This is a genomic window from Pseudomonas sp. W2I6 (assembly GCF_030815935.1).
Taxonomy (GTDB): domain Bacteria; phylum Pseudomonadota; class Gammaproteobacteria; order Pseudomonadales; family Pseudomonadaceae; genus Aquipseudomonas.
This window is the reverse complement of sequence record NZ_JAUSXJ010000001.1, coordinates 3,071,121-3,084,890: the sequence shown is the minus strand read 5'-3', so window position 1 is coordinate 3,084,890 and position 13,770 is coordinate 3,071,121. Positions and strand designations below refer to the sequence as shown.

11 protein-coding genes are annotated in these 13,770 nt (G+C 62.6%); 2 read left to right on the top strand and 9 right to left on the bottom strand.

Annotation, left to right across the window (positions count from 1 at the left end):
• Positions 1–49 precede the first annotated feature (49 nt).
• Complete coding sequence (locus QF039_RS14495; RefSeq protein ID WP_307519052.1) at positions 50–1,423, top strand: MFS transporter; 1,374 nt, start codon at positions 50–52, stop codon at positions 1,421–1,423.
• On the opposite strand, the gene QF039_RS14490 is transcribed toward QF039_RS14495, so the two are convergent.
• The 8 genes from QF039_RS14490 to QF039_RS14455 form a co-directional block, all read right to left on the bottom strand.
• The gene (locus QF039_RS14490; RefSeq protein WP_008432889.1) at positions 1,370–2,245 is read right to left on the bottom strand and encodes a LysR substrate-binding domain-containing protein; all 876 of its coding nucleotides are present in this window, start codon (positions 2,243–2,245) and stop codon (positions 1,370–1,372) included. The two genes, QF039_RS14495 and QF039_RS14490, sit on opposite strands and share 54 nt — an antisense overlap.
• Before the next feature lie 143 nt (positions 2,246–2,388).
• Positions 2,389–3,558, bottom strand: coding sequence for a hypothetical protein (locus QF039_RS14485; RefSeq protein ID WP_307519049.1), 1,170 nt, complete (start codon positions 3,556–3,558; stop codon positions 2,389–2,391).
• 84 nt (positions 3,559–3,642) lie between these two features.
• Positions 3,643–5,280, bottom strand: coding sequence for an ABC transporter ATP-binding protein (locus tag QF039_RS14480; protein ID WP_307519047.1), 1,638 nt, complete (start codon positions 5,278–5,280; stop codon positions 3,643–3,645).
• Between the two features lie 2 nt (positions 5,281–5,282).
• Positions 5,283–6,119 (bottom strand): ABC transporter permease, encoded by an 837-nt coding sequence (locus tag QF039_RS14475; RefSeq protein ID WP_102369229.1) that lies wholly within the window; start codon positions 6,117–6,119, stop codon positions 5,283–5,285.
• Entirely contained in the window at positions 6,116–7,069 is a 954-nt protein-coding gene (locus QF039_RS14470; protein ID WP_102369228.1) for an ABC transporter permease, read from the bottom strand. The genes QF039_RS14475 and QF039_RS14470 overlap by 4 nt, the downstream gene beginning before the upstream one ends.
• A 68-nt stretch (positions 7,070–7,137) precedes the next feature.
• Positions 7,138–8,763, bottom strand: coding sequence for an ABC transporter substrate-binding protein (locus QF039_RS14465; RefSeq protein ID WP_177021271.1), 1,626 nt, complete (start codon positions 8,761–8,763; stop codon positions 7,138–7,140).
• Positions 8,764–9,152: 389 nt separating this feature from the next.
• Positions 9,153–10,379, bottom strand: coding sequence for a Xaa-Pro peptidase family protein (locus QF039_RS14460; RefSeq protein WP_003218567.1), 1,227 nt, complete (start codon positions 10,377–10,379; stop codon positions 9,153–9,155).
• Positions 10,380–10,430: 51 nt separating this feature from the next.
• On the bottom strand, positions 10,431–11,312 hold the full coding sequence (locus tag QF039_RS14455; RefSeq protein WP_307519041.1) for a hypothetical protein: 882 nt from the start codon (positions 11,310–11,312) through the stop codon (positions 10,431–10,433).
• A 114-nt stretch (positions 11,313–11,426) separates the two neighbouring features.
• Here QF039_RS14455 and QF039_RS14450 point away from each other — a divergent pair, with 114 nt between their 5' ends.
• Positions 11,427–12,341 (top strand): LysR family transcriptional regulator, encoded by a 915-nt coding sequence (locus tag QF039_RS14450; protein ID WP_177021270.1) that lies wholly within the window; start codon positions 11,427–11,429, stop codon positions 12,339–12,341.
• On the opposite strand, the gene QF039_RS14445 is transcribed toward QF039_RS14450, so the two are convergent.
• Positions 12,279–13,511, bottom strand: coding sequence for an MFS transporter (locus QF039_RS14445; RefSeq protein WP_102369226.1), 1,233 nt, complete (start codon positions 13,509–13,511; stop codon positions 12,279–12,281). The two genes, QF039_RS14450 and QF039_RS14445, sit on opposite strands and share 63 nt — an antisense overlap.
• Positions 13,512–13,770 lie beyond the last annotated feature (259 nt).

Genomic DNA, 13,770 nt, shown 5'->3' with positions numbered 1-13,770 from the left:
TCGGCTTGCCCGCTGTTACTCCGTCAAGAACAAAAATATGGAGAACACCATGTCCACTCAACCCATCAAAATCGACGACCTGCCCATCGGTCGCTTCCACCTTAAAATCGCCGGCCTGACCTTCGGCGCCCACTTCACTGACGGCTACATCCTCGGCCTGATCGGCATTGCCTTCACCTTGCTCAGCCCACAGATGCAACTGGACGCCTTCTGGCAAGGCCTGATCGGCGCCTCGGCCCTGATCGGCCTGTTTATGGGCAGCCTGTTCTTTGGCTGGATCTCCGACACCCTCGGCCGGCAGAAAATCTTCCTGGTCAGCTTCGTCCTGATCACCGTTGCCTCGGTGATGCAGTTCTATGCCGAAACCGCCATGGGCCTGTTCCTCTGCCGGGTGTTGATCGGTATCGGCCTGGGCGGCGACTTCAGCGTCGGCCACGCAATGCTCGCCGAGTTCTCACCCAGGAAACATCGCGGGGTACTGCTGGGCTCCTTCAGCGTGGTGTGGACGGTTGGTTACGTGGCCGCGACTTTCGTCGGCACCGCCATGCTCAGCCTCGGCGATGATGCCTGGCGCTGGATGCTTGCATCGTCGGCAATTCCTGCCGGGCTGATCCTGATCGCGCGCATCGGGACGCCCGAATCGCCGCGCTGGCTGGTCAACCAGGGCCGGATTGCCGAGGCCCGAGCCATCGTCAAGAAACACCTCGGCGAACACGTGGTCCTCGATGAAGAACCGTCGACGCAAACCCGTTCCGGCTACGGCGTGCTGTTCAGCCGTGAATACCGCAAGCGCACCGCGTTCAACTGCCTGTTCTTCGTGTGCATCGTGATGCCGTACTTCGCCATCTACACCTTCCTGCCGTCGATCCTGCAGAAGATGGGTCTGGCCGAAGGTTTTGGCACCGAGCTGATGCTCAACCTGCTGCTGATCATCGGCGCCTTGATCGGCATCTGGTGCACCGTGAAATTCTCCCGGCGGGGCTTCCTGATCAACTCGTTCATCATCCTGGCGGCGGCGCTGTTCCTGCTGGCGGTATTGCCGGGCAGCATGGCGTGGTTGATGGTGCTGACGTTCGGCGTCTTCACCCTGGTGCTGTCGGCGGTGAGCAACCTGGTGGGCGTATTCCCGGCGGAGAGCTTCCCGACCGAAGTGCGGGCCAGCGGCATCGGCCTTGCCACAGCCATCAGCCGCCTGGGTTCGGCGGTGAGTACCTTCCTGTTGCCGGTGAGCGTAGCGGGGATCGGCCTGAGCCCGACCATGGGCATCCTCGCCGCGATCCTGGTGCTGGGGGCGATCATCTCCTGGGCCTGGGCGCCGGAAACCAAGGCGTTGACCTTGAGCCAGGCGTGCAAGGCCGAGCCTGCGGTGTCAGGGATTGCTCACCCGGTTCAACCACTGCGTAAACAACCGAACCTTGGATAAACCCTGCTTGTCACTTGCCACATCCAGCCAATAGCCATACGGGCCGATCACCTCCACCGGGGTGATCGGCAGCAGGCTGCCATTCGCCAGTTCACGCTCGATCATCTGCCGGTCGATCACCGCCAGCCCACCGCCGGCCAGGGCGGTGTGGATCACCTGGTCCAGGGTGCTGAATTCCAGGCCCTGGCCTGCATCGATATCTTCCCGGCCCATGGCCGCCAGCCAGTTCTCCCAAACCTTCAAGCGCTTACCATCGTGCAGGATGTGCAGCAGCGGAAAGCGCCGCAGGTCGGGCGGCTGACCGTCGCTGAACAGTTCCGGGCTGGCGACGGCGATGTGGCGTTCCATCACCAGCAGTTCACTGCTGCACTGCGTGGCCGCTTCCAGGCCGAAGCGGACTTGGCAGTCGATTTCCGCCAGGCTCGCATGGGTGTTCTGGTGGGTGACGCTGAGGTTGATGTCCGGGTAACGCTCGCAAAACCGGCGCAGGTGGGCGGACAGCCAGCGGGTGGCCCAGGTGGGCGGGGCGACGATACGCAGGCGCTGGCGCAGGTTGGGCACGCGCACGGCGTGCAGGGCGCGCTCGATATGGTCGAAGGCGTCGCTCAGGTGCGGGGAGAGGGCGAAGCCGGCTTCGGTCAGGGACAGGCCCTGGGGGGTGCGGATGAAGAGGGCGACGCCGAGGTAGTCTTCCAGTTGTTTGATCTGGCGGCTGACGGCGCCCTGGGTGACGTTGAGGCCCACGGCGGCCTGGCTGAAGCTGCGGTGGCGGGCGACTTCTTCGAAGACACGGAGCATGTTGAGGGAGGGCAGTTGGCGCATGAAATGGATTCCACACCTGTTGTTTTTATGGTGTTTTTGGCGGCCTCTTCGCGAGCAAGCCCGCTCCCACATTTGATCGGCGCCGCGGTCAAAATGTGGGAGCGGGCTTGCTCGCGAAGGCGTCAGTGAAGACGCCGCCTATTTTAGAAGTAGTAGCCAATGTTCATATACAACTGATTCTCCCACTGGTTACTCCCCCCAGCTCCCAAGCTCTCGGTATAGCTGCTCCCACCAATATACGGATCGTTCTTGCCGATCAACCACTCCGTGGCCACCCACAGTTTACTCACCGAAAACGACGTGCCCAGGATCACCCGCTGTGAGGTCTTGAACTGATCCTCGGACTTGTCAAACGCACTGTAGTTGGCATACAGCTTCACACCGCTGACCTGGTCAAACAGGTACTTGCCGCCCACGTCGTAGCTCAAGTCCGCCACATACAGATTGCCGCGGCTGGCCACGTTGAACGTGCCGTCATACCCGCCCAGGGTCACCACTCTGTCGGTGCCCGGGTTGCGCGGTGACATCTGCTGGCGTGCCGCCTGCAATTGCACGCCCCACGGGCCGTTCTTGCCCAGGTAGTGGATCGCCACCGCGTTGCGCCGGCCATCGTCGTTGGTGTCCTTGTTCTCCAGGGTGGAGGTCAGGCCGGACAGCCCGACTTCCGATTTCCACCCGCCCAGGTCCATGGCCTTGGCCACCCGCACCACCACGGTGTTGCGTTCCTGGTTGTTGCTGCCGTCGCCCACGTAGCTGTCGGCCTCGGAGATCACGCTAGAGTAGGTCACGCCCTTGCTCGTGCCTTTGCCTTGCCACGCCGGGCGCAGGTAGTAACCGGCCTGGATGTTCCAGTCGCCGCTTTGCTGGATGTACTTGGCGCCCACCTGCTGCACATCTTCCAGGCCGATCACGTTGCCCAGGGTTTCGTAGAAGGTGCTGCCGAAGTACGGCTGCAAGCCAAACGGCACGGTGTTCAGGCCCACTTGGACCTGCTGGTCGGGGTTGAACTTGTAGCCCACCCAGGCGAACTTGGCGAACTGGATATCGCCGTAGTTCTTGGTGTACTGGTACGGATAGGAGCGCCCGTAGAAACGGTACTGCGCCTCGCCGATCCAGGTGTCGGAGTTGTACTTGGCGCTGAGGTACGCGGTGTCGAGGCCGAACTTCTGGATGTCGCGATCCGGGTCGTAGTCCCAACGGGCGCGCACGGCGCCGCCGAGGTCGAGGTTGTCGGTGACTTGAATGGCCATGGCCGGTGCCGCAAGGGCGCCAAGCACAGGGACCAGAGCGATGTAACGGAAGGTTGGTCGCATGGTTTTGCTCTCGTTATTGGTTATTTTTTGGCAACAGCAGCCCCTTGCCGCAACGAACGCTGCGACGCGGGGTAAAGGGTTGACTCAGTGCGCTTGCGGGCGAATCAGCCGCAACGGCGGGCCTGCCGTGGGCAGCTCCGAGGCGCCGGGGGCGGCGGCCAGCAAGGTCTGGGTGTAAGTGTTCTGAGGTCGCAGCAACACTTGCTCGGCAGTGCCGTATTCCACGACTTCGCCCTGGCGCATCACCGCGATGTAGTCGCTGATCTGCGCCGCCACCCGCAGGTCGTGGGTGATGAACAGGATGCTCAGGTTCAGGCGCTGCTGCAGTTCGGCCAGCAGTTCCAGCACCTGTTTCTGCACCGAGACATCCAGGGCTGACACGCTCTCATCGGCGATCAACACTTCCGGGCGCATCGCCAGGGCGCGGGCGATGCCGATGCGCTGGCGCTGGCCGCCGGAGAACTGCCGGGGCTTGCGCTTGAGGGCGTCGCGCTTGAGGCCCACCTGTTCCAGCAAATCACCGGCTTCAGCCCACGCATCCTTGGCCGACAACCCGCGCAATTGCGCGGCGCGGGCGATGATGTCGCCCACCCGGTGCCGAGGATTGAGCGAGCCATACGGGTCCTGGAAAATCATCTGGATGCGCCGACGATTCGCCGCCAGCGCCGAGCCGCGCAGGGCCAGGAAGTCGGTGTCACCGACCCATACGTGGCCGCTGTCGCTGTCCACCAGGCGGATCGCGGCTTTCACCAACGTGCTTTTGCCCGAACCGGACTCGCCGACAATCGCCAGGGTCTTGCCCCGTGGCAGTTGCAGCGAGACATTGCGCAAGGCCGCCACCGAGCTGCCGCCGACGGTGTAGGTCTTGGTCAGGTGCTCGATGCGCAATGCCAGCTCGCCGTCGGCACTCGGCTTGTGCAGCTCCGGGTGCAGCGCCGGCACGGCCGCAATCAGCTTGCGGGTGTAGGCGTGGGCCGGGGCATTCAGCACCTGGTCGCGCTCGCCGATTTCCACCAGCCGGCCGCCTTCCATCACCGCGATACGGTCGGCAATCTGCGCCACCACGCCGAAGTCATGGGTGATAAACAGAATGCCGTGTTGCCCGCGGCCGCGCAGTTCGCGCACCAGCTTCAGCACTTGCGCCTGGGTGGTCACGTCCAGCGCCGTGGTGGGTTCGTCGGCGATCAGCAGGTCCGGGTTCATCGCCAGCGCCATGGCAATCACCACCCGCTGGCATTGGCCACCGGACAACTGGTGGGGAAAGCTGTTGGCGATGCGTGGCGGGTCCGGTAGTTGGGTGGACTCCAGCAGCGCCAACATGCGCTCGCGACGCTCCGCCGCCGGCATCTGCGGTGCGTGAATATCGAAGATCTCTTCCACTTGCTTGCCAATGCGAATCGCCGGGTTCAGCGCCGCCATGGGCTCCTGGAAAATCATCGCGATACGGTTGCTTCGCAGCTGGCTCAAACGCTCCTCGTCGAGGGTGCAAATGTCATCGCCGAGGAAGTCGATCACGCCTTCGGTATGCCGCAAACCCTTGGCGTAGTCGCCCATGATCGCCGCCGACAGCACGGACTTGCCGGAGCCGGACTCGCCGATCACGCAGAGGATTTCGCCCTTGCGCACTTCCAGGCTGATGCCTTGCACCGCGTGGCTGCGGTCGGCGCCGGCGGGCAATTCGATGGACAGGTTCTGCACCCGCAGTACTTGCGTGTGGTTCATGCTCAACTCCTTGCGCCTTTCTGGGCGTGTTCATCCAGGCCGTCCGCCAACAGGCTCAGGCCCAGCATCAGGGTGGAGATGGCGATGCACGGGAAGATCACCAGGTGCGGGAAGGCGATGGCCATGGCGCGGCCGTCATTGATCATGCCGCCCCAGTCCGGTGTGGGCGGCGGCAGCCCGAGGCCCAGGAAGCCGAGGGCGCCGATCATGATCGCGGTGTAGCCGATGCGCAGGCAAAAATCGACAATCAGCGGCCCGCCGCAGTTGGGCAGGATTTCCACCAGCATGATCCGCAGCGAGCCCTCGCCCTGGGTGATGGCGCTGAGCACGTAGTCTCGCGAGCGAATATCGATGGTCAGGGCGCGCATGATCCGGAAGATCGCCGGCGCGCTGGTGAAGGTCACCGCAATCAGGATATTCAGCGCCGAAGCACCGAGGGCGATGATGATCACGATGTACAGCACCAGCACCGGGAACGACAGCACCGTGTCGGCCACATACGACAGCACGCTGTCGACCCAGCCGTTGAAGTAGCCGGCGCACAGGCCCATGGCGATGCCCACGGCAAACGCGGTGAGCGTGGCGAGGATCGACCAGAACAGCACGGTACGAGTGCCCCAGATCAGCCGCGAGAGAATGTCGCGGCCAATCATATCGGTGCCCAGCAGGAAGCCCTGGCCGTTGTCGCCGACGGTCATTGGCGTGAGCAAGGGCGTGAAGCTTTCCAGCGGATCATGGGGCGCGATCCACGGTGCGAACAGCGCGATCAGCACCCAGCCGCCCACCAGCAGCAGGCCGAGCAATGCCAAGGGATGTTTGAACGAGTGCAGCAGGTTCATTGGGCACCTCCGCCGAGGCTGCGCAGGGTGATGCGCGGGTTGAGCCAGGTGTAGGCCAGGTCCGAGAAAATCTTGGTGATGCCCACCACCACGGCACTGACCATCGCGCAGGCTTCGATCAGGTACACGTCATGGTTCAGCGAGGCGGTGTACAGCAGCGAGCCGAAGCCCTTGTAGGCGAAGAACACCTCCACCACGATCACGTTCGACAGCAGCCACGGGATGTACAGCATGATCACCGTGACCGGCGCGATCAGCACATTGCGCAGGGCATGCCGCAGCACAATGCGTGAGGTCGACGCCCCCTTGAGCCGCGCCGTGCGGATGTACGGCGCCTGCATCACTTCCACCATCGAGGCCCGGGTGATGCGCGCCAGGTAACCGATGCCGAACAGGCACAGCACCATCAGTGGCAGCACCAATTGCACGACGCTGAAGCCTTCGCTCATGCTGCTCACACCGGGCAGCCAGTTAAGCCAGAACACAAAGATCGCGGAGACGAACACCGCGCTGGCGAAGTCGGGAATCGAGGTGGTGACGATCGACAGGAACGACACCAGGCGGTCCAGCGCCGAGCCCTGGCGAATCCCGGCCAGAACGCCGAGGGTCAACGCCACCGGCACCATCACCAGCAAGGCCAGGCCGGCCAGGGTCAGGGTTTGCGCAAGGTTCGGCAGCAGCAGCTTGATCACTGATTCGCGAAAGTACACCGAGGTGCCCCAGTCGCCGCTGACAAAGTCCTTGAGCCACACCAGGTAGCGCCACACAAAGGGTTGGTTGTAGCCATGTTCCACCAGCCACGCGGCGCGCTGGTCGGCGGCGGAGTAGGGGCCGAGGACGTTGATCGCCACGTCTTCGATATTCAGTTCCAGGGCCAGGAACACGATCAATGACACCGACAGCAGGGTCGCCACCAGCGCCAATAACTTGCGCATCAGAAAATGAGCCATGGGTGCATGCTCCGACTGTTCAAGGGATGCCTGCCCGTGTGCGGGCAGGGAGGAGGGCGTGCGCTAAATCAAGCGCTCATCCACACACTGTCCATCGGGTAGAAGTCGGAAGGGTGCACCTGGAAGCCCTGGACCTTTTTGCTCACGGCGGTGAACTTGTCGCCCCAGAACGGCTGCACGATCACGCAGGCGTCCTGCAGGATGCGTTCGACATCTTCCATCGCCACGGCGCGCTGTTTCGGGTCGATGATGCCCATGGCCTTGTCCAGCGCGGCATCGAACGCCGGGTCGCTGTAATGGCTTTCGTTCCAGGCACCACCGCCACGGTAGGCCAGTTCCAGGGACATTACGCCCAGCGGGCGGTGGGCCCAGTAGGTCAGGCTGAAAGCAGCCTTGTCCCAGATCGGCCAGTACTGTGCAGCAGGGATCACCTTGAGGTTGATGCGGATCCCGGCTTCCAGGCAGTTCTGTTGCAGGATCTGCGCGCAGTCCTGTTCATAGCGGCCCTGGGTGTTGCCGACGATCAGGTCAATGTCGATGCCGTTGGGGAAGCCGGCTTCGGCCAGCAGCTTCTTGGCCGCCGCCACGTCGCGGTTGCGCTTGGGCAGCGGGAAATATTCGGGGTGGGAAGGCGCCACATGATGGTCTTCGCCGAGGGTGCCCATGCCGCGATAGGCGATCTTCAGCATCTGCGCGTTGTCGGCGCACAGCACCACCGCCTTGCGGATGCGCAGGTCGGTGAACGGCTTCTGGTCGCAGGCCATGCGCATCACCACGGTTTGCGCCGACTTGCAGGTCAGCAACTGGGCCCCGGGCAAGCGCTTGGCCAGGTCCAGTTCAGCCACCGTCACGCGGTACAGCACGTCCACTTGCCCGGCTTGCAGGGCGGCGAGGTGGGTGGACACGTCGGTGCCCATGTCGACGTAGCGCAACTCGTCGAGGTTGGCTGGTTTGCCCCAGTAATCGGCGCGCTTGGCGAAGGTCGCCTGCTTGTTCACGGCGAATGAAACCAGCTTGAACGGCCCGGTGCCCAGCGGGTTTTTCGCCCAGTCGTCACCGGCCTTGAAGCTGCGGTGCACGATGGCGCAGGTGAAGGCGTTGAGCATCTCCGGGATCGCCAGGATCGGCCGCTTGAGCACCAGGCGGAACTGGAACTCGCTGACTTTTTCGAAGGCCTTGATGTCCTGGAACGCGGTGCGGTTCACCGACTTGGAATCGGCGGCGATCCAGCGTTCGATATTGTGCTGCACGTCGTCGACGTTGAAGGTGTCGCCGTTGCTCCACTTCACGTTCTGGCGCAGGTTGAAGGTCCAGGTAGCGAGGTCTTCCGACGGGCTCCAACTCTCGGCGAGGTAAGGGTGGGTGATGTTGTCGGCGTCGACCCAGGTCAGGTATTCCACCGAGTTGCGCAGCAGGTTCGAGGCTTCGATCCAGGTGATCAGCATCGGGTCCTGGATTTCCTGGATCGCGCAGGCAAACCGCAGGCTGCCGCCCTGGCGTGGCTCGGCGGCCTGGGCGTGATTGCCCAGCAGTGCGGAACCGAGAAAGGTGCTGGCACTGGCGACGGTGATGCCCAGCAGCGCGGCCGTGCGCAGGAATTGGCGGCGGTTGATTTCGCCGCTTTGCACTTGGGCACACAGATCATTTACGGCTGGATGCGGCGCGGCGCCGTCCAGGGTAGTCAATTCTTTCATAAGCCTCTCCGGTACTTGCGAATATGCGTTTTTTTGTTGAACCGCAAGGGTCAATGGCAAGCGCCGCGAAGGCGTGACCGTGACCGCTGTGAAGCCGGCAGAAGAACAAGGCGCAACGAAGTCGGGAGGGTGGCAATGGGACAGGACATAGGGCAGCTCTCATGTTGTTTTTATTAGAGATGCCCGCAGTTTTGTCATTTGCGCAAAGATCGACAAACGACAAATTCTGCGTTGGAACGTTCTATAAACGCATGTTACATGTCGCTCCCCACCGACCGATCGTTCCCACGCTCTGCGTGGGAATGCCGCTCCGGACGTTCCGCGTCCCCTCTGCGAAACGGTGACGCAGAGCGTCACGGGATGCATTCCCACGCAGAGCGTGGGAACGATCAGTACCTCAACAAGCGCGGGTCGAACGGGTAGTCGGAGAGCAACTCGATGCCGTGTTCGTGGATGTAGATCTGCTCTTCGAGCTTGACCCCTTCGCCGCCGTCGTCGTGGCCGATATAGCTTTCCACGCAGATGGTCATGCCGGCTTCGAACACGCCGTCGTAGCCCAGGGCATCAATGTCTTCGCGATGCACCACGTAGGGGTATTCACCGGTCATGCCAACCCCGTGCACCAGGGCGAAGTAACGGTTGTTTTTGTAATGCTCGGGAATCTTCCAGGCCAGTTCCGCGTACTCCTTGAAACTGCGCCCGGCCTTGAGCATTTCCATGTTGGTCTGCACTTGCTCGTAGGCCAGTTTGTACAGCTCCTGCTGCTTGGCGGTGGCGGCTTGTTCCCCGCACAGGAAGGTCCGCGAGAAGTCGGCGTAGTAGCCGAAACGCCCGACCACGTCAGTGTCCAGCGCTACCAGGTCGCCGGCTTCGATGGGCCGGGTGCTGCACTCCTGGAACCACGGGTTGGTGCGTGGGCCGGAGGACAGCAGGCGGGTCTCGACGTAATCACCGTCGGTGGCGATCACATGCTGGTGCAGGTGCGACCACAGCTCGTTCTCGCTGATGCCGGGGGTGAGTTTGCTTTCCATCAGGCGCACCCCGGCTTCAGTGGCACGCAGGCTGGCGCGGATCATCTTGAGTTCGTTCGGCACCTTGATGCAGCGTGCACGTTCCAGCGGTTCCTGGGCATCGAAAATCTGGTAGCCGAGCTTTTGCAGTTCGAAGGCCGCGGCCGAGGTGGCGCTTTCAATGGCGATGCGTTTGCCGCCGCCGCATTTGCGCACCAGCTCATCGATTTCCGCGGCCCAGTCGGCGGTGACATTGCCCAGGAAACTTTCGCAGAAGTAATAGGAGATGGCTTTGGCCGGGCGCACTTCATCGACGGTGTTGAGGGTTTCGGCCAGGTGCAGGCAGCCGCCGAACTCGAACACCACCACCGGGCCTTCTGCCGGGATAAACGCATAGCGGGCCGGGTTGCGCGCCGAGTACACCTGCATGTTGCGTGAGCCGGTGGCGTAGCGCATGTGGGTAGGGTCGAACAGTACGCAGGCGGCGTAGTCGCGTTTTTTCAGCTCGTTGCGTACCCGTTGCAGACGGTCCAACTGGATCTGCTGGATCTCGTCATGGGTAGGTTCGCAGTCAGCGGGGTTGCGGTTGGGGCCGGACAGACTCATGGGGTGTTCCTCGCAGGGCACATACGGTTTTTTGGTTTTTTTAGGTGTGAATCAGTCGAGCAACTGGTCGCTGCGGACCAGGTTGCGTTCGGCTTGCAGATGGGCTTCGGACAGGCGTCCGTAAAGCTGCTTGGTGCGCCGGGCACGGCCAATGATTCCGGGCTTTTCGGAGTAGGCGAAGATCGCCGTGTTGCGCTCGGTGGCGCCTTCCACGCGGGTCACCCGGTGCACCGAGAAACGTCCTTTGAAAATCTGCAGGTCGCCGGGGTTGAGTTCCAGTTCCTGCACCCGCGAACGGTCCTCGCCACGCACCACCTTGCCGACGGCGCCGAGGTTCTCCTGGGTGCGCGAGCGAATCATCGGCGCGTACTCGAACAGGCCGCCGGCCTCGGGCTTCTGGGTCATCATGCTGACGATGAATTCGTTGGTATCGAAGTGCCAGGGCTGCTCGGTGCCGTCCGGCATCACGTTGATCACCAGCCCGGCGAACGGGTCGGCGTACTCGAAGATTTCCGGCTCATTCAGGCAGGCACCGATAAAGCGTTTCATCATCGGCGACACGTACAGCCGGTGGATGATCGCGTCCGGGGCGATCATGTCGCGGGTCACAAAGCCGCTGGTGCGCTCCATGAACGTGCGGCGCGGGTCATCGTGGGGCAGGGAGGTGTCGTCCTCGGTGAAGTAGGCGTTGACCTTGCGCACCGAATAAAACGTCTTGCTCGACAGCGCCAAACCTTCCAGGCGCGCCTGCTCAAGCGCTGCGGGGCGCAGGAAGTTCTTCAGCAGGCAGCAGCCGTCTTCGGCCAGTTCGGCCCGGGCGTGTTCGATCAGGGCCTGTAATTGAACATGGCCCGAATCATGTATGGGATACAGCTCGGTATTAATAATGTCGCTGATATCGCCCACTTCAGCGTCAGCAAGTTGAAGGCTCATGCAAGACTCCCGGAACTATCAGTTGGTGTTTTTTGGCTGACCCGATAGTTGCTGAACGAGGTGCAAAGTGGAAATTACAAGTTGTGATCGAATCCATCGGCGAGGGCGATAGTTATGTCGGGCGAACTGGATGGCACCCTGCTTAAAGTGTTTGTGGCAATTATCGAGTGCCAAGGGTTTTCGGCGGCCGCCGAGCGCCTGCACAAGACCCAATCCACCGTCAGCCAGAGCCTGCAACGCCTGGAAGACATCGTCGGCACGCCACTGATCCGCCGTACCAGCCGCTCGGTGGGCCTGACCCCCGGTGGCGAAACCTTTTTGATCTACGCCCGGCAGATCCTCAAGCTGCACAGCGAGGCCGTCAGCGCCGCGCAATTGCCCAATCAACAGGTGTGTATCCACCTCGGCATGCCCGAGGACTACGCCGAGTACTGCCTGGGCGGGATGCTCAAGGACTTCCAGGCGCAGTTCTCCCAGGTACGGCCCGATGTGTGCTGCGAGATGTCGACGGCCCTGGTGGGGCGCCTGCAACGGGGCGAGCTGGACCTGGTGCTGGGGGTGGAACACGCAGGTTTGCAGAGCGGGGAATACCTGTGCGACGAGCCGTTGGTGTGGGTCGCGGCGCCCAGCTGGAGTTGCGTGGGGCGTCAGTCGGTGCCGTTGGCGGTGTACGCCGAGGGCTGCGCGTTCCGTGCGAACGCCGTGCAGGCGCTGGCCCAGTCCGGGCGTTCGTGGCAGGTGGTTTACACCAGCCAAAGCCCGCGCGGCATTGCGATTGCGATCGAGCAGGGCTTGTCGGTGGGCGTGATGGCGCGGCGCCTGGTGCCACCCGACTGGCAGATTCTGGACGAGCGCCAGGGCTTCCCGCCGATTGCCCCGGCGCGCCTGATGTTCTGGCGTTCAGCCGGTTGCCAGGTGCCGGAAGTGGATGCCCTGGTGGAGATTCTGCGCCGGCAACTGGGCCACTCAGGGCATCTGGGCGGCCAGCGCTTCACGGGTGTGTCGCTGGGCCATGCGCTTGAGCAATAACAGGCTGGCCAACACCCAGGCCGCGATCCAGCCGTGCACCACCGCAAATTCGCCAGTGACTTGCAGCAGCCAGCCGCACAAGGCATTGCCGGTGGCACTCGCCAGGCCGTAGCTGACCATGCTCAGGCTCACCACTTGCAGGCTGTGCACCGGGCTGAGCCGGGCACCGACGTAGGCGGCCATCAAGCCCCAACACGGGAAATAGAACAGCGCGAACAGCCCTGCCGCCAGCCAGCTCAGTACCAGGCTCGGGTGCCCGAGCAAGCCGAGCATGCTCAGACCAAACGCGCCGATACTCAGGGCCATCACCCGCAACGCCCCCCAACGATCTGCCAGCGTGCCCAGCAGCAAGCCGCCGATCACACCGCCGATCCCGATCAGCGTCCACATCGAGCCGGTGACGGAAGCGCTGGCCTGTAGCTGCTCGCTGACGAACGCCGACAGGAAATTCAGAAACGGCCCGCTGATGGCGCCGATAAACGCGCTGAGCAAGACGATCTGCATTGCCACCGGTTGTGCCATGCACAACTTCAGCCATTGGCGCAGCACTTGATTCAGCGCCGGCGCCATGGTCTCGCGTGGTGCCGGTTGCTTGATCGGGGCCAGTGCCCACAGGGTCAACAGCGTGACAACCAGCGTCAACCCGGCGCAGATCAGCCAGAACTGGCGCAACGACAACCCCTGCAACAGCGCGATCAACAGCCCGTTCAAGCACAGCGCAAAGGCTGAGCCCGAGGACGCCAGCCCCAGCACCCGGCTGCGATGTGTAGTCGGGATCACCTCTTGAGCGAGGGCCGAAATCGCGTTCCAGTTCGACACCGCGCACGCCGACACCAGTGCCAGGCACAGGGCAAACGGCAGCACCCACGGCGTGGCGACGGCCAGGGCCAGCAGGGCGGGGCTGAGGACGATGGTCAGGCGCACCATATTGCGCGGGCTGATCCACGCCGCCGCCAGGCCGCTGGCAATCGAGGCACCCATGTAGAACAGCTGCAACAGCGCGGCAATCAACGCGGCCTGGCTGTAACTGAGCTCAAAGGCCAGGCGGATCTGCGGCAACAGCGCCGAATACAGGAACACACTGAAACCGTGGGTGGTGGCGTTGCAGGCGGTAAACACCAGTGCCAGCAAGCCAATACTTCGCCGGGATGAAACGGGTGCGTTGGACATGGCGATGACTCGATAAGTTAATCGCGAAAGAGAGGGGCGAAGTTACAGGAAGTACATCGGCAGACTAGCGTTTATAGCCTGGCAACGACCAATGCTTAATTGTCTTAGTGTGCATGCGTTATACGCAGGCTATTTATTCGTGAGCGACGGTCTGTAGCGATAAACGACACTTTCAGCGTTTGCGACGATTAATTGTTTGTCAGGCTGGGGTGCTACCGCTGACCCAATACAAAAAGGTATGTTGTGCAGGTTATTTCCC

Excerpts from the sequence above, each read along its gene's own strand:
- QF039_RS14495 (WP_307519052.1), top strand. The coding sequence starts at position 50 with ATGTCCACTCAACCCATCAAAATCGACGACCTGCCCATCGGTCGCTTC.
- QF039_RS14490 (WP_008432889.1), bottom strand. The coding sequence starts at position 2,245 with ATGCGCCAACTGCCCTCCCTCAACATGCTCCGTGTCTTCGAAGAAGTC.
- QF039_RS14485 (WP_307519049.1), bottom strand. The coding sequence starts at position 3,558 with ATGCGACCAACCTTCCGTTACATCGCTCTGGTCCCTGTGCTTGGCGCC.
- QF039_RS14480 (WP_307519047.1), bottom strand. The coding sequence starts at position 5,280 with ATGAACCACACGCAAGTACTGCGGGTGCAGAACCTGTCCATCGAATTG.
- QF039_RS14475 (WP_102369229.1), bottom strand. The coding sequence starts at position 6,119 with ATGAACCTGCTGCACTCGTTCAAACATCCCTTGGCATTGCTCGGCCTG.
- QF039_RS14470 (WP_102369228.1), bottom strand. The coding sequence starts at position 7,069 with ATGGCTCATTTTCTGATGCGCAAGTTATTGGCGCTGGTGGCGACCCTG.
- QF039_RS14465 (WP_177021271.1), bottom strand. The coding sequence starts at position 8,763 with ATGAAAGAATTGACTACCCTGGACGGCGCCGCGCCGCATCCAGCCGTA.
- QF039_RS14460 (WP_003218567.1), bottom strand. The coding sequence starts at position 10,379 with ATGAGTCTGTCCGGCCCCAACCGCAACCCCGCTGACTGCGAACCTACC.
- QF039_RS14455 (WP_307519041.1), bottom strand. The coding sequence starts at position 11,312 with ATGAGCCTTCAACTTGCTGACGCTGAAGTGGGCGATATCAGCGACATT.
- QF039_RS14450 (WP_177021270.1), top strand. The coding sequence starts at position 11,427 with ATGTCGGGCGAACTGGATGGCACCCTGCTTAAAGTGTTTGTGGCAATT.
- QF039_RS14445 (WP_102369226.1), bottom strand. The coding sequence starts at position 13,511 with ATGTCCAACGCACCCGTTTCATCCCGGCGAAGTATTGGCTTGCTGGCA.